The organism is Okeania sp., assembly GCF_983059655.1.
This window is the reverse complement of the sequence record NZ_CEZPJD010000081.1, coordinates 1-16,951: the sequence shown is the minus strand read 5'-3', so window position 1 is coordinate 16,951 and position 16,951 is coordinate 1. Positions and strand designations below refer to the sequence as shown.

At 34.9% G+C, this 16,951-nt stretch carries 12 protein-coding genes and 1 pseudogene; 3 read left to right on the top strand and 10 right to left on the bottom strand.

From position 1 onward, the window contains the following. Window positions 1-225 precede the first annotated feature (225 nt). From cas1 to AC3DU7_RS07385, 6 genes and pseudogenes are all read right to left on the bottom strand, one after another. Entirely contained in the window at window positions 226-1,350 is a 1,125-nt protein-coding gene (gene cas1, locus AC3DU7_RS07410) for a CRISPR-associated endonuclease Cas1 (RefSeq protein ID WP_488038711.1), read from the bottom strand. Then, entirely contained in the window at window positions 1,332-2,465 is a 1,134-nt protein-coding gene (locus AC3DU7_RS07405; protein WP_488038710.1) for a reverse transcriptase domain-containing protein, read from the bottom strand. Before AC3DU7_RS07405 ends, cas1 begins: the two co-directional genes overlap by 19 nt. An 869-nt stretch (window positions 2,466-3,334) precedes the next feature. Next, window positions 3,335-3,892 (bottom strand): HD domain-containing protein, encoded by a 558-nt coding sequence (locus tag AC3DU7_RS07400; RefSeq protein ID WP_488038709.1) that lies wholly within the window; start codon window positions 3,890-3,892, stop codon window positions 3,335-3,337. A 359-nt stretch (window positions 3,893-4,251) separates the two neighbouring features. Next, window positions 4,252-4,635, bottom strand: a complete 384-nt coding sequence (locus AC3DU7_RS07395; RefSeq protein ID WP_488038708.1) for a four helix bundle protein — start codon at window positions 4,633-4,635, stop codon at window positions 4,252-4,254. A 251-nt stretch (window positions 4,636-4,886) separates the two neighbouring features. Next, window positions 4,887-5,926: pseudogene (locus AC3DU7_RS07390) on the bottom strand (IS701 family transposase). Window positions 5,927-6,734: 808 nt separating this feature from the next. Further along, on the bottom strand, window positions 6,735-8,258 hold the full coding sequence (locus tag AC3DU7_RS07385) for a TIGR03985 family CRISPR-associated protein (protein WP_488038707.1): 1,524 nt from the start codon (window positions 8,256-8,258) through the stop codon (window positions 6,735-6,737). Between the two features lie 411 nt (window positions 8,259-8,669). Here AC3DU7_RS07385 and AC3DU7_RS07380 point away from each other — a divergent pair, with 411 nt between their 5' ends. Then, window positions 8,670-9,962 carry a hypothetical protein gene (locus tag AC3DU7_RS07380; RefSeq protein WP_488038706.1) on the top strand — a complete coding sequence of 431 codons (1,293 nt, stop codon included), beginning with the start codon at window positions 8,670-8,672 and terminating at the stop codon, window positions 9,960-9,962. A 272-nt stretch (window positions 9,963-10,234) separates the two neighbouring features. On the opposite strand, the gene AC3DU7_RS07375 is transcribed toward AC3DU7_RS07380, so the two are convergent. The 3 genes from AC3DU7_RS07375 to AC3DU7_RS07365 form a co-directional block, all read right to left on the bottom strand. After that, window positions 10,235-10,768 carry a DNA-binding protein gene (locus tag AC3DU7_RS07375; RefSeq protein WP_488038705.1) on the bottom strand — a complete coding sequence of 178 codons (534 nt, stop codon included), beginning with the start codon at window positions 10,766-10,768 and terminating at the stop codon, window positions 10,235-10,237. A gap of 331 nt (window positions 10,769-11,099) precedes the next feature. Then, window positions 11,100-12,149 carry a CAF17-like 4Fe-4S cluster assembly/insertion protein YgfZ gene (gene ygfZ, locus AC3DU7_RS07370; protein WP_488038704.1) on the bottom strand — a complete coding sequence of 350 codons (1,050 nt, stop codon included), beginning with the start codon at window positions 12,147-12,149 and terminating at the stop codon, window positions 11,100-11,102. A 169-nt stretch (window positions 12,150-12,318) separates the two neighbouring features. After that, complete coding sequence (locus AC3DU7_RS07365; protein ID WP_488038703.1) at window positions 12,319-12,702, bottom strand: hypothetical protein; 384 nt, start codon at window positions 12,700-12,702, stop codon at window positions 12,319-12,321. A 360-nt stretch (window positions 12,703-13,062) separates the two neighbouring features. Between AC3DU7_RS07365 and trpS the strand changes: the two genes are divergently transcribed. Both trpS and AC3DU7_RS07355 read left to right on the top strand, forming a co-directional pair. After that, complete coding sequence (gene trpS, locus AC3DU7_RS07360; protein WP_488038702.1) at window positions 13,063-14,070, top strand: tryptophan--tRNA ligase; 1,008 nt, start codon at window positions 13,063-13,065, stop codon at window positions 14,068-14,070. A gap of 564 nt (window positions 14,071-14,634) precedes the next feature. Then, window positions 14,635-15,519: a methylenetetrahydrofolate reductase gene (locus AC3DU7_RS07355; RefSeq protein WP_488038701.1), complete on the top strand. Its 885-nt coding sequence runs from the start codon at window positions 14,635-14,637 to the stop codon at window positions 15,517-15,519. Between the two features lie 267 nt (window positions 15,520-15,786). On the opposite strand, the gene AC3DU7_RS07350 is transcribed toward AC3DU7_RS07355, so the two are convergent. Beyond that, window positions 15,787-16,194 carry a C6orf136 family protein gene (locus AC3DU7_RS07350; protein WP_488038700.1) on the bottom strand — a complete coding sequence of 136 codons (408 nt, stop codon included), beginning with the start codon at window positions 16,192-16,194 and terminating at the stop codon, window positions 15,787-15,789. Between the last annotated feature and the right edge of the window lie 757 nt (window positions 16,195-16,951).

The window sequence follows — 16,951 nt, the reverse complement described above, 5'->3', positions numbered from 1 at the left end:
CCCCCTAGTGCAGAATGGCGGAAATAACTGACCAGTTACAAAATCTTAAAAGCCTTACCAATCAATACTTCTGACTTCTAACTTCTGACTTCTGACTTCCGCGTAGCGGCACTAGCCTCCCAACTTTGGGGGGAACAAGAGTCAATTTGCCTCTAAAAGTACCCCAATTTTGAGGGATTTAGGGGGCGAGTGATGTAGCAAATTCTAGCTCCTGAATTCAGAATTCTAAGTTGTCCGCCAAAAAGGCTCATAAGCTTCCTCATGCAAAAGATAACGCTTATAACGCCGAATTTGTAATTGAATTGCCTGTCGATAACAAACTTGAGACTGTACGTCAGGGTGAGAAATTGACTCATTCATTTTTTGTTCAAATTGTTCCAAAAATACCTTCCTTGCTCCTGACTTCAGATAAACACCTCCTGTCGTAATAACTGACTCAAAATCTTTAGGCTTCACCACAGAAGAATTAATAAACCATAACACAAAACTATCAACAATAGGAGAACGAAATTCCTCCATCAAATCAAAAGCCAAAAAAGGTTTATTTTTCCTATCCTCACTGTAATGAAAATTCCCAAAATAAGGCGATAAACCCTCAGCAATAATCAAACTCAAAACATTATTAAAAAGTAGAGTATAACCAAAGCTCAACAAAGAATTCACCGGATCTTGAGGTGGTTGACGATTCCGCAAAGAAAAACTAAAATCAGGATTAGTAATTAACTTACCAAAAGCCGGAAAATATCGAGTAGCCCCAATACCCTCATAACCCCGTAAACTCTCAAGATTCTTAACAGCATCAACAGCCAAAATATCAGTATTAAGACCAGCGATCGCCTTCGCTACATCCGGCACTTGACGCTTCCGATTTAATCTTAATAAAAGCTGTCGAGAATTCATCAACTTCCCCCGAACAATAGCCTGACAAACAGGTAATTGAAAATCAAGATTACCATGTTTTTTCACCTGAACCAATTCATTATCTAGATGAGTAGATTCCAAGTTCCAAACATGACCTTGATATTGACCAGAGGAAGCCAAAAATAAGACAATAATTTTTTCCTGTAAACAAGTTTGAATTACCGGAGTAGTCAACTGAATGTTGCCAAAAATCAAAATCCTTTCAATCTCTCTAATCGGAATTTCCACCCGATTATTATCCTTATTTTTATCAGGAATCCAAATCCCAAACCGTTTATTATCCTTATAAATAGTAGTACCAGCCTCAAGTAAATAAAGAGTAGCCATTTCTCGACTCCAAGTAATACGATTAGTAAATTTTTTAGCAAGCTTTAGCTCGACATTTTCTAGGGTTGTTGTTGATGAAAAAGCTATTGGTAAAACTTCCAATTCCGTTGTTTCCGCCTCTTGTTCTTCGAGACTTTTTTTTTACCCTGTTGCTTCAACTGATTCTCAGCCAGAGAAAAATCTTCTCCCTTCTGCCTCCCCCTTTTTTTATCCCCCTCCCGTCCTCCTTGGAAAGGCGGAAGCCATAAGTTGCTGCGCTTTTTGTTGAATTTGGAGTAGGGGGGATTTCCTCTGCCTTCTACTTTAGTATTCGACTCAACTGGAAAAATAGCATTATCAAGAAAACCATGTCCGAGAAAACGAAATCCTTCTTGAAAATTAGTTAAAAGAGTTTTATCAGGATGCAAAGTTAACTCTAGAGAATCCAAAGTTTTTTCCACATGAGAAGAAGCAGAAATAATTTCTTCTAAACTTTTAGCCAGGACGACAAAATCATCAGCATAACGTACCAATTTCCAATCATTATCGGAGAAACTTTTATCAAATTCATCCAAATAAATATTAGCCAAAAGAGGAGAAATAACCGCCCCTTGAGGAATACCTTTCTCAGCCTTAACAATTCTCTCCTTAGTTAAAATACCAACAGAAACCCAAGATTTAATCAAACATAAAATCCCTGGATATTCCACATAATTCCGCACTGCTCTTAATAATATTTGATGATTAATATTATCAAAAAACTTAGTAATATCGGCATCCAAAACAAACCGATAACCTTCATCTCGCCACCGAATTACCTCATTAACAGCATCCAAATAAGAGAGATTAGGACGATAAGCAAAACTAACAGCAGAAAAATGTTTTTCCACCACAGGATTAAGCACATTTAAAAGAGCGTGTTGGACAATTCTATCCCTAACAGTAGGAACCCTTAACTCTCGAAAATTGCCATGATTTTTAGGAATCAAAATCTGTTTACAAGGAAGAGGTTGATATCTATTATTAGCCACATCATCCTTAAGTTGAGAAATATTACTCTGTAAACTTTGCTTAAAGTCAGAAATAGTTTCATCATCAACACCCGGGCTACCTTGTTTAGCAGCAACATTAGAAAAAGCTTGAATAAAATTGTCTAAAGTGAGGAATTTATCAACTAAATTAGTTGAATCTAATTCCTGGTTAGCATTAAAATTAGGAAAAATCTTGCGGAAAACCATCGCTATTTCAGTTATCAGTTAACAGTTATCAGTTATCAGTTGTTAGTTAGCAGTTGACAGTATGTTCTGCCTTCTACCTTCCATAACATTATGGCATTGCAATGGAAATGGGGTTTTCTTATGACTTACAGCAGTTTTCTAGTTGATGAGGTACAAAGTTTTATTGCTCTAGGGAACAGGGAACAGGGAATAGGGAATAGGAAATATAAGAATAGTCCTATAAGTGTACCTCACTATCCTCAAAAGTGCTGTAATTTATAAAGTCCAGTCCAGTAGGGTGTGTTAGCGAAGCGTAACGCACCATATTTTAGCTTTTAGCGAAGCGTAATCAAATCCGGTAGCATCGGTGTAATAAGATAGTGAATCAGAATCCAGAATTCTGAATTTCCTACGGAATGCTCCGCAAACAGAAGGGAAAATAACTCAGAATTCTTTCCGCTCTGGATGAAGATGGAATATTTTTTTATACCGAATTAAACGGATTCGATATAACGCACCATATTTTAGCTTTTAGCGAAGCGTAACGCACCATATTTTAGCTTTTAGGAAAGCTTAACCCACCATATTTTAGCTTTTAAGAAAGCTTAACCCACCATATTTTAGCTTTTAAGAAAGCTTAACCCACCATTATTTCAGGGAAGCATAACTCACCCTCAAGATGACTTGATAATCAATTCCTGGTGTAATTTTTACCGAAAAATTGTGGTTTAAAGCCTCCCCTTTTAAGGGGATAATAAAGAAAAATTTTCATCTCTTTGTCAATCCTCTTCTTTCAAGGAGAGGTAATTATTCATTATTCATTATTCATTGTTGAAAATATTGGTGCGTTACGGCTAGCGCCTAACACACCCTACTGGACTAAATTCTAATTAACTCTCCAATTCACAAACAACCCGCTCTAATTCTGTCTTCAAGAAATTAGAAGCACCTTGTTGATAAATCTCCAGCAAACTACGATAAAACCATAACGAACCCTCTTTTCCTCCCTTAAATTTCTGCCAAACTGTATCACCTTCTCTATAAAACTCAGCAAGAGTAGAGCGGGCATTATGTAATTTATCTGCCATTGATACCCGCAGCACAGAAGTCGAAGCAGAACGCATTTTTTCCAAATACTGTAACTTGCGATCGTGCCATGGTGGTTTAGGCATTATCAAAGACTCAGTACAACCATCAACAATACCAATAACCCTTTCTCCAAACTGCTGTCTAATTAAATCACGAGTTTTTTCACCCCCCTGGTCTTCCACCGCATCATGTAAAAGAGCAGCGATCGCCTCATCCTCATCCCCACCATCTTCCAAAACCAACGCTGCCACACTTAATAAGTGACTAATGTAGGGAATGTCGCTACCTTTTCTCACCTGATTAGCATGAAGTTGAGTTGCTAATACTAAAGCTTGTTCAAAACGATGTGAAAGTTTCATATTTTTGGATTTAGATGTCTTTAATTAGGGTTTGCTGACAAAAGTCTTTTTTTTCAGAGGAGGAACCAGAATTCAGAATCCAGAATCCAGGAGGAATGAGAATTGTAGAAGAGGTAGTCAGAAGAATCTTCCCTTGATTTTCTACCCCTCGAAATGCCCAAAATGCGCTCCTAATTGAACCATTACCACCTAAAAGCTGGTACTTTATTAGTATCTGAAAAGGAACTTACCTTTACCTGTAAAGACTTTGATATTTAATCAGCAAGCCCTATTTAGTAGTATAAAATAGCAGTGGAAAGGGGGTTAGAATATTCAGAATTGCAGGAGTCATAATTTAGAGTAAAGTTAGAAATAAAGAGTTAGGAATCAGAAGAATGTTTTTGCTGCTTTAACTTGTTTACATAAGAATCTAGTAGTTTACTTACTTCTTCTAATTCTCCCATTACTTCAGTACAATTATTGTTGTATCCAAGGTCTTGAACTAAGATTAAGTAATAGCGACACTCTTCCAATGAACTTTGTGCTATGTTCAAAAATCTAATTTTATCAGGCACAGTTCTTCTCTTAAAACCTTCTGCTATATTTGCAGGTACAGATACAGCAGCACGTCTGAATTGAGATGTTAATCCATAGATTTCTTCTTTTGGAAAACTACGACTAATAGAATATATTGACAAAACAAAACGATGGGCTTTTTGCCACACAATTAAGTCTTGAAATTTTCTAGCAGGTTGAGTTAACATGAGTTTATTAAGAAAGAATTCAGAACTCAGGTGCCAGGAGTTAGAAGCTAGTAGGCAGCTAGGAATTATATAGGTAGGCGAAATGTACAATGACTAAAGCCACTAAACTTTCCCAAATAATTCTGACTCCTCAATATTGTCAGGACTTACGCAAAGACACTATATATAGCATATAGCAAGTAGAGCGATCGCTATTTAAATTTTAATGCGATCCCCCTAAATTTTCTAACCAAAACTCAACTTTTAACAAGTTAAATAAGTGTGATTTTGATTGAAGGATATTTCAGTTCAGAGAATAGATACTTAGACAATAATTGATGCTTAAGCTTATAAATAGTTCGACCAATAATAGTTGCCAATTTCTTCAAATAATTCCAAGCTAACATAGCACAAGCAATATGATTTCTTTGGATTTGATTCAAACGACATTGACAACGCTCCAGTCCTGTTAATTGTTTAATTTCTCTGTGAAATTCTTCTATTTTCCATCGAGTTTGGATTTCAAACTCTACGTCATCATTACAGGATTGATTCAGGTCGTTAGTAGCAATATATTCTGTTCTGTTTGTGGAAACAGTAACCCGTATGGAATTTGACTTTTTTATCTCACTGGAATTCCTTTAACTTTAATAATTTTTCCTGATACTAATTCCCACTCATTCCATGTTAAATCTTCCAGGTTTTGATATTTTTTTATACCTCCGGTATCGTCTACTAAACGATTCCTTTTTAACGGACAATAGTAAATTTTACCTAAATTATCCACTAAGGCCATAAGTCTTTGGGTTGCATACCAGCTATCCATTAATACTATTTTTACTGGTATTTTCTTCTTTTTTACTACATCAACCATCATTTCTTCTACATGATCTATTTTACTCTTTTCATCACTCTCTGGATCATATATACGATAATCTATAATCCAGAATTGAACTAGAATGAGGATTAAAATATAGGCAGTTAACTATTCCTATTCCACGTTGGCGTAGCCTTGCGTCAGCAAACTACCCTATGTTCATTACCGCTATACTGACGTCGAACAAGTTCTATTTTTTGGGAATATTTTTTATTGATAACTGTATCATCAAAAATTAAATAACCATCTTCAGTAGTTATAATTTCCTCCTGCACATTTTGCCACAAAATTTCTGCTCCTAAATCAAGATTTTTGTATGGGACGGTTAATTTGATCATGGCTAACTTCTTCCAGATGGTCAGCAAGATTTGTCAGAGTATAATTTTTCTGGCTACTTATTAAATACTGACAATATTTTAAATAATTAAAATTCATCTTAAATATATTGATAAATAATTATTGGGCATACTCAATTAGTATACCCAATAATATCAAGTAACTTGAGTTAAGCTTTTTAAATTTTTAGATTTTTTTCAAGCGATCGCTAAATAGATAAACCTCGATCGATAACGCTATATGCAGTTTATTTGCGTAATTACTGACTATATATAGTGTCTTTGTGTAAGTCCTGATTATGATACTTGTTTTGAGGCGATCGCTTAACCGATTATAGCGATCGCTCTACTTACTATACGCTATATATAGTGTCTTTGCGTAAGTCCTGATTGTAATACTAAATTGATAAATATTTGCTACAAATAGTTATGGTATTTCTTAGATTTCTGAATTCTAACTCCTAAATCCTAACTCCTAAATTCTGAATTCTAAATCCTAATATAAATCTTAACTCCTGAATTCTGGATTCTAAATTCTAACTCCTGAATTCTGAATTCTGACTCCTGAATTCTAACTCCTAAATCCTAACTCCTAAATTCTGAATTCTAAATCCTAATATAAATCTTAACTCCTGAATTCTGGATTCTAAATTCTAACTCCTGAATTCTGAATTCTGACTCCTGAATTCTGAATTCTAAATCCTAATATAAATCTTAACTCCTGAATTCTGGATTCTAAATTCTAACTCCTGGATTCTAAATTCTAACTCCTGAATTCTAAATTCTAACTCCTGAATTCTGAATTCTGACTCCTGAATTCTAACTCCTAAATCCTAATATAAATCCTAACTCCTGAATTCTGGATTCTAAATTCTAACTCCCGAATTCTGACTCCTGAATTCTGAATTCTAACTCCTGAATTCTGAATTCTGACTCCTGAATTCTGAATTCAGATAAAGTTTCCAAGTGTCTTGAATATTTTCAGTCATAGTTTGACGCAAATCCAAAGGTAATAATACTTCAATTTTTGCCCCCCAAGCTCTCAAACGCATAATGACATTGTAATCATCTTTACGATAATTAACTCGACAATAAATATCATCGGGAGAACGAGATTTTAAAATTCTTAATAACTGTTGTTTTTGTTCTAATTTATCCTTGGAACTATTAATCAAACTTTGAGCTTGTTTATAGGAAATTTTTTTGAATAAATTTTCTCGATCTGTGCCTTGAATATACAGATTATGAAAGTATTGATCGAACCTAATTAGTAGCACATCTTGAGGTTTATAAAAATCAAATCCCCAAGCTTCACTTCTCTTTTTTTCTATTTCCGCTGGTGTTTTTGATTGACAAATTTTGAGAGAAAAATTAGGCAGATTAACTCCATTCCAATCTAACACTTCTAAACTTTTTATTCTGTCAAGACGATAATCATACCAATTTATTTTTGTACCACTCTTATCCTTCTTTGGAGTTTGACCATAAGCAAATAAATAAGGGGCACGTTTAGAATAGTAAATACAAACAGGATAGACTATATAATCTTCCCCTTCATCTTGACGGTCTTGAAAGTTTCTAGCACTAACATAAGTAATTTTTATCGGCGGAATAGGCTGAAAATGCCAAATCTCTTTGAGTTTTTCTCGGAACTCATTTATTCTTGATGATAACTGTTGATGTACGATATATTCCAGCTCTAAAAAAAACCGTTGTTCGTGATTAATTTCCCGACCAAAATCATCAAAAAAATCTGCCAAATCATTTTGAAGAACATTTCCTACCTCTTGATTTTCGATAACTTCTTGTGAAGGTGAATTTCTGGGAAGTCCGGGAAAAGAATTAACTTTAATATATTGAGTTTGAAATTTATTCAGATGATGATTAGTTTTGATTTGTCTCGCCCGCAACCAACCCATTGAAACTAAAGCTTGAAAATCATATTGAAAGTTTTTTCTAGTTTTAGCTAATAAACGAATCTTCTGTTGTTTTGTCTGGTTTTTCTGTGTATTAATTATGCCAAAATTTAATAAATTACTGAGCTGTTGTACGGTAATTGGGTAAAGCTGAATAAATGACTTTTTCCATTCCAGTGCATTAGAACCTATAGTTGGTTCAAATAGCCAATCAGGAATTGTTTTAGCACAAGGACATTTAGAGTCGTGGTAAATAGGAATTTTATCATTTTTATGATAGTCAAAATCTGTAAAAAATTCCTTACACCAGTCATTATAAGTAAATTGAGCGGCCAATTTTACCTTGATTGGATCTGCTTCATCTCCATATATAGAATATAAAATCACCCACAGACGTACAGCTTTAGGTAAATTTTGTTTTAAAGAACCCCGTGCTAATATCTGTAAAAATTCAACGTCAGGGGGAAAGTTAAAAACATCAGCATCTGATGCTGATGTAAAGTTTTCTTGATTCATTATTTTAAATTTTAAGAAGAAAGGCAGAAGTTTATTAATGGATAATGGATAATTGATAATGGATAATTGATAATTACCTCTAGTTAAAACCGTTACGGAATTGAATATAAGGAAATCAAATTTATTCTCTTGGTAGAAAAGAAACGCTTAAAAAAGCGATCCATGTCATTCGCCAAGAAATAAATTTCTGGGCTGCATAGCAGAAGTCATCTTTAGATGACTAAAGATAGCTAATTTATTATGGCGTTCTTAATGAGACTTGATATTACTCCCTACTTCCTATTTTCTAGAGATGTCTATTCTGAATTCTAAATTCTAAATTCTGAATTCTTTTATAGTACCAGATTGTAGAATACCCCTTTTCCTAGTGTGATGTAAAGTAAAAAAGTAAATAAAAAAAGGGAAAAATAGATGAATTCCTACAATATTCACTTAGAAAAAGATACTCTCAAAGTAGACTTTGCTAAAACTCCGAATGGTGAAGCTATTAAAGTTGATGGGGACCAAATTGTCAAAGATGTAGCAAAACAGCTAGAGCAAATGATATCTACAGGAGAACTTACAGGAGGGAAACTACTGAAAATTTCCGGACGTATTTCTGTATTAGCAAGTTATACTTTTGCCCATCAACTGGGACATTTATATGGAGCGATCGCTGTTTCAGACACTCGTTTAAAAGCTTATGTCGTTGTTATCAGCACAACTCCTGACTATCCTTTAGGAACTCGCATTGACTTGGAAACTGGTAAGATTATACAAGTATCTCCTACGCCTTCGGTAGAACCATTATTTTTAACCTATTGGGAAAATGATATTTTAATAGCAAGACTCAAAAATGGTGGAGAATTTGACGGCGATCTAATTCTCAAAGACGCGAAAATACAGTTAGAAAATTTAATTAATTCTGGACAATTACCAGGTGGGAAAAAACTCTTAAAAATCAACGGACGTTCAACAGTATTAGCTAGTTTTTTCATAGCTAATAAATTAGCTCATAAATATAGTGGCATAGCCGTTTTTGACCCCAAACTTGACAGATATGTTACTACTATTAGTCATTCTCCCCATCACCAAGTAGGTGAAATATTAGATGTAGAAAATGCCGTTAATTCTCAACCGATAAAAGTAGTTTTATGCGGACCTGCAAATACTGGTAAAACTGTTTTGCGAGATGGTTTAAAAACAGCTATTTTGAGGTTGGAATCAGCCCCACAAGATTTTTTTTCAATTTCAGGCTGTCCTGATGGAGATGGTTCTTTCTTTCCTGAAACTTTCAAAAATTATCCAGATTTAGCCAAGCAATTAAAAGCTAAATATAAAGCTACATTTACTCCAGAATTTGCCCAAGGAAAGGCACGAGATCTCCAAAGAATTAAAAATTCCTTATTGTTGTTTGATGTAGGAGGAAAAACTTCCCCAGAAAATCAAGTAATTATGTCTGAAGCTACCCATGCTGTGATTTTAGCTAAAACTGAATCTGAAGTTATGGAATGGCAAAAATTTTGTCAAAATAAACTGAAAAAAACTTTACCCATAATCGCAATTATCTACAGCAATTATGAAGCAAAAGAGGATAAAGTTGAGAGAACAGATGCGATTTTAACAGGTATTGTCCATCATCTACAAAGAGGGGAAGATGTTTCTACTCGCCCAATGATACAAGCATTAGCCTCAGAAATTGTCAAGTTAGTAAACCGGTACTAAATTTATAGCGCTAGGGAATAAGGAATAGGGAACCCACCCCTAACCCCGACCGTGGAGGGGAATAATTGATTTTATTTTTTATTTTTGGAGACGTCTATCTGTAATAATTGCTCGCGCTACAGTTTCCCCATTTACATATTGATCTCACTACCAGTAACTCAGAAGTATGAGTATTTTCATTTACTAATTCATAAAATTTGCTTTGAATCAACTCATCACTAAGGAATAATTCCTATGCTAGCGAAATGCTCTTTTCGAGACTAACTGTTTATCTAAGTGCTTTTGTTATTTCCTTTCTTTTTTTGACTTTTGGATCGCTGCTCAACTACTTCCGGTGGCGGACCATAATCTCCATCACTGAAGTATACTCGCTCCACTATATGTTGTGGCTCTACTTCTATCCACAGACGTGCTCCCCCGGCTTGGCTTCTATTGGGTTGATGAGGTTGATAAACGATTTGGCAAGGTCCGTTAATTTTTAGGGCGTGGCAATAATTTTTTTTATCTCCTACTTTTACGGCAACTGCTGGATGAGAAGTTCCATTGTCTCGGTTATAGTCAATGGTCTTTCGCAGAACATGAATAAAGGTATTACCTGTACGTTGATTCTTGTTCCAAGTACCTTCAGGACCACGGCTACCTGGTGTAATCTCTGGCATTCCCCGTTTGTTTAATGGAATCATCCAAAGTCTTTTGATTTTTTGAGCACCTCTGACACGGTTTTGATTTAGTAAAGTTCTTAATCTACCTGTGGAAATATTTAGCAAAAAAGCTGCTTCTGTTGTAGTTGCATACTGTACACTCATAACTATAACGTCTTAGTTTTAATTATATTAAACTATATTAATTAAATATCTAAATGATTTTTAAGTTACCTTAAATTCTAGAAAAAAGTCAATAAGCAAAAATAACTAATACCAATGCTGGCGTTGCACAGTGACGAAGGTTTTTCCTTCTTCCTTGTACGATCATTACACTGCAGCACCACCAATAATTGTAATAAACAATCTTTACCCAGTCTGGTAGGGACGTTGCATGCAACGTCCCTACATTGCAGTTAATTATAGAAGCTGAAACCCTTTTTTATTCCCCTGTTGCCTGTTGCCTTGCACTTAGCGCTATATTAAATTACTCTGCCTAACTCTCAAAATATTGATGAGTCAAAAAAGGCACTTCAACTAATTCCCCTTCCACATCTCCCACTTGTACTTTTAAACCTGCTCCACCAGCTTTTGTCCTGATATAAACTAAACCAAAATAACCATCATTAGTTTCTGTACAACTTGTCAGCTTCCCAACTTTTTCATCTCCAACTTTCACAACATTTCCTAACTCCGCCATCCCATTTAAACGGACTCCCAAAAGTCTTTGTTTTACACCTTTATATGTATTTAAACGAGCAATAGTTTCTTGACCAATGTAACAACCTTTCTCAAAAGAAATGGTATTCCATAAACCAGCTTCCAAGGGGTTATAGTCATCTGTCAGTTCATAGTCTGGCGCGGGACGACCTTCCTGTATTCTCAGTTGTTGCCATAGGCGATCGCCCATAGGTACTGCTCCTATTTCTGTTAACATTTGCCAAACCTTAGCAGCATTATTTATAGGAACTATCAAAGTGTATCCCTCTGTTGCCAACCCACTACCAACAGTCAAGCGAACTTCTACATCTTTAAGACTTATTAACTGGTGACTAGGGTGGGGTGCATCTGAAGAAGTTATCCCTGATAATTTGGCGATCAAGTTTTTGCTTTCTGGCCCTATGAGACTAAATATGGCGTATTCGCTACTAATATCTTTCACTGCCACCCTGTCCATCGGGAATAGATAACGGTCAAACCACTCTATTAACTGTTGACAACGAGTAGGAGAGACTAACAACAAGACCGCATCTTCTGTTACATAAGCTGTTGCTAAGTCAATAGTACGAGCAGTGGGAGTGACAAAAACTGTCTCACAACCTTCACCTGGTTTGAGAATATTGAAATTATTTGTACTTTGGTTGTGTAGAAACCGGAGACGATCTTCGTCGGAAATTTGTATTAGTCCCCAATGAGAGCGATCGCATACAGCTACTCCCTGTTTTGTTGCTTCTATTGCTTGAGTATCATTACCAAAACTAACTGGAATTGAGTCTTGAAAAGTTCCACCATTAGATGTTTGAATATTCTGTAATTCTTGGTTCATAATTATAATTTTTAGGGAATAGGGAACAGGGAACAGGGAACAGGGAACAGGGAATAGGGGACACTTAGAAAAACATTTTCTAGTCTAAGATTCGTCATTAATCTATGTCCTAACCAATTCTTTCTTAGCTATACAAATAGTTATTTTGTTCTGATAAAATATATCATATCTATACTGTTGGTAAATCAGCTATCATATTTTCTACTACTTTTAGAGCTTTTTCGTCAAGATGCTCCCAATTAACACTTCCTTCATCATTGAGTAAGCTAGTATCGACTTCAACTTCTACCGTTTCTTCAGAACTATGAGTAACATGATAATTACTAAAACAAACTTGATAGCAAAGTTCCCAGATATCAATACTAACTTTTTGGTCTTGATATTCTAAATCTAATCTATAACCTGGAATAGGTGTTTGTATTTCTTGATAATCTCCTTGCCAAACAGAATTATCTAGTTTTTTACGAATATGATCTAATAATCTGATGAAAGCAGGTTGCATTAGTAGTTCAGCTTGTTTCCAGGCAGTAATGTTATTAATTTTCGGCTTCATTTAATTTGATTGAGAAACATTAGACTTCTTAGATAAATTAGGGAATAGAGAGATAAAATTGTTTATTTCATATCTTGAATTGGTTTAATTAAAACTTTTGCCAGAGGTCTATTCATTAATATAGTGTTTGTTAGGAATAATTATTTACATTTTGTCAATCTTTTAACTTTTGACTTTTAAACTTTTGCGCCAATACTATCTCACTTTTGATTTTTAATTTTTTAATTTTGATTTTTAAACTTTTGCGCCAATATTATCTCACTTTTGACTTTTAATTTTTGACTTTTGACTTCATTATGGGAACTCAATTATGTTATTGTTAATTATTAATTAATATTTAATGGCTAAAGTCAAAAAGTAATGGTTAAACAGCGCGTACTCTCTGGAGTTCAACCAACTGGAAACCTTCATATTGGAAATTATTTAGGTGCTATTCGCAACTGGGTGGAGGATCAAAAAGAATATGATAATTTCTTCTGTGTAGTAGACTTACACGCTATTACAGTACCACACGATCCAGCAAATCTAAGTAAAGATACTTATACTATTGCAGCCTTATATTTAGCCTGTGGTATAGACCTGCATTACTCTACCATATTTGTACAATCTCATATTCCAGCTCATAGTGAATTGACATGGTTACTGAACTGTATTACTCCACTGAATTGGTTGACGGATATGATTCAATTCAAGGAAAAATCAGTTAAACAAGGAGAAAATGTCGGTACAGGTTTATTAGATTATCCAGTTTTAATGGCTGCTGATATTTTACTTTATGATGCAGATAAAGTTCCTGTAGGAGAAGACCAAAAACAACACTTGGAGCTTACTCGTGATATTGCAGTTAGATTTAATCATCAATTTGGTAACGAGGAAAAAATACTAAAATTACCAGATCCTTTGATTAGAAAAGAGGGTGCGCGGGTAATGAGTTTGACGGATGGTACTAGCAAAATGTCTAAATCTGACCCTTCAGAATTGAGTAGAATTAGTTTATTAGACCCACCAGATGCAGTTACAAAAAAAATTAAACGATGCAAAACAGACCCAGTTAAGGGTTTAGAATTTGATAATCCTGAACGACCTGAATGCAATAATTTATTAACCCTTTATAGATTATTTTCAGGCAAAACAAAAGAAGAAGTAGCAGTAGAATGTCAGGATATGGGATGGGGACAATTTAAACCTTTATTAACTGAGGCAACTATTGAAGCTTTGAAACCAATTCAAACAAAATATAAAGACATAATGGATGATAAAGGTTATCTAGAATCTGTTTTAGCTGAAGGTAGACAAAAAGCAGGGGCAGTTGCTAATCAAACCTTAGCAAAAGTAAAAGCAGCTTTAGGTTATTCTGTGCCAATTTGATAGGGAACAGGGAACACCGGAGCTGGGAACAGGGAATAGTTGGAAAAACATTTCCTAGTCTAAGATTCATCATCCGCATAAGTCCTAACTAATTATTTCTTAGCTCTAGTAGTTAACTACTCAAATAAAGCTCAAATTAGTAACTTATTTATTTTGATCGAGGGCAATTATTCTCAACTGCAGTTAAGTGGATTAACTCATTGAAAAAGTGATTTTAAAGTTGGATAATTATGTTTCAAGAATTGATAATTGATAATGGTAATTGATAATTACCTCTTCCTTTTAGGGAGAGGATTGAATAAAAGGAAAAAATTTATTTTTTTTCCCTTGAAAGGGGAAGCTTTAAACCTGAATTATTTAATTATTTAATTATTAATTCTTCGGTAAGTTCAAAGTGAAATTATAATTTGTTAATGAGCAACAATGATATTTGCTCTGCCATCGTATATTCTGAAATTTCCGTTGTTAATGAAAGTAAATGGTAGTTAGTTAAAAAAGATTTTTATTTAATCTATCGAATAGTCTGAAAAATTAACAACTTAACCACAACTAAGTAATAAATAAATGAATAGATTTCGCAATGCAGTAAAATCGGGAGAATTTTTAGTAACTGCTGAAGTAGCACCACCAAAGGGAGCTGACCCCACTCACATGATTGAGATGGCCTCAACACTAAAAGGTCGGGTTCATGCTGTTAATGTCACAGATGGCAGTCGTGCTGTTTTGAGAATGTCTTCATTGGCTGCCTCAATTATTTTGAAAAATAATGGCATAGAGCCAATATGTCAAGTAGCTTGTCGCGATCGCAACCGTATTGGGTTACAAGCTGATCTAATGGGAGCTTCAGCATTGGGGCTTAATAATATTTTAGCTCTCACTGGGGACCCCGTAAAGGCAGGAGACCATAAAGATGCCAGAAGTGTGTTTGATATGGAGTCTACACGTCTATTAAAAATGATTGCTAAGTTAAACCAAGGGATAGATTGGAATGAGAAAGCTTTACCGGATGGAGCTACAGATTTATTTGTCGGTGCTGCTGTCGATCCTCAGTCCCCTAGTTGGTCTGGATTAAAAAAACGATTTGAGCGGAAATTATTAGCAGGGTGTCAATTTTTTCAAAGTCAATTAATTTCTGATTTTGATAAGTTAGAAAAATTTATGAATCAAATTGCAGTTGATAGTAATAAGCCAATTTTAGCTGGAATATTTTTACTTAAATCTGCCAAAAATGCTGCTTTTATTAATAAGTATGTGCCTGGAGTTGATATACCAGAACATATTATTAATCGTTTAGCAAAAGCTGAAAAACCTTTAGAGGAAGGAATAAAAATTGCTGCCGAACAAGTACAAATTGCTAGTAAGATTTGTCATGGAGTTCATTTGATGGCAATTAAGCGAGAAGATTTAATTCCTAGAATATTAGATATGGCTGAAATTTCTCCTATTTAAGAAGGAAGAAGGAAGAGGGAAGAAGGAGAAAGGAAGAAGAAAGGACTGAAAAATATGGCGTTTTCATAAGAAGAAGGAAGAAGGAAGGACTAAAAAATATGGTTTTGTCTGAGTTTTAAGCTTTTGATACAGTAGATTCCATTTCTTGAGTAGGGCAGTGGGGAGTGGGGAAGAACTAAAAACAAGAATAATTAACATTAACTGGTCTTATCCATAAATTATCAATTACTATTCCCTATTCCCTATTCCCTCTTTTGATAACTGAACTCAACCTTTATGAAAAAACTGCTTTAATATTTCAGTAGGTTTTCTATCCCAAGTATCAATATGCTCATAAATTAATCCATCTTGATTCAATTTATAAGTAGAATAACCGTTAAAAAAAATTCTGGCTCGCCAAGGAACTCTTAATACTCCACGAACAGTCCAATTTGCCAAAATTATATTTTCTTCTGTTTGCTGAACATCGTGTAAATCAAAATAGAGTTCAGTGAAAAATAACTGACCATGAAAACGTAAAGTCCAAAAAATAATTCGATAATTGAACTTCCACTTGAATGTATTAACTGGGTCTTTAAAAAAAATATCTTTAGTATAAATATCGTAGGAAATATCCTTTTCAAACAGAGTAGGTAAATCCAAATTTAGGGTATCAATAACTTGTTCAACTTTCACTCTAATTTTCCTCAGAAAAAATTGATATAGTGCTAGGGAATAGGGAATAGGGAATAGGGAAGAAGAAAAAAACGAATATATATTAACTAAGATAACTGCTATATTCTTTATTTTAAAGGAACACCTCAATTCTCATATCTGAGAGGATATCTGAAAAGTTTTTTGATACTGCATTTTCCCCCCCGATCAAGCCAAATTTGGGGGGAACAAGAGTCAATTTGCTTGCTCTAGTCCCCCAAAATTGGGGGATGCGCGGGGGCGAGTGATGTAGCAAATGGGACTTATCAGACAACCTCTGATTCCTGATTGCTATATCTAGACTAGAGTGTATAGCGCTCCGCGCAAGGCAAAAGTCAAAAGTCAAAAGTTAAAAGTAATCCCTCACTTAGTTTAAGCCTTTGTAAATGTCCTAACCTTTGTTTCGACTGCTATACTTAAAAAATAGTCAGCGTAAGTTGAAATAGCAGTTTTATCTTTTCTTTTGCGGGTTCAATACCCCACCGTCAAACGAAGTCAGAAGTCAGAAGTCAGAAGTCAGAAGTTATTTTTGTAACGGGTATTTGAGCAAGGCTCTAAAAATATTGCGCCTTAAAAGGCGGGGTTTTAAACCCATGCTATTTTGATAAGACACGGAGTGGCCGATCATTGACTATCCATAAAGCAATTTTCTCTTCTGCCTTCTGCCTTCTGCCTTCTTCCTTCTTTAACTCCCCCGGCGGGAAGTCCCGCGCTCTCCCGTAGGGGAGCGTCGGGATGA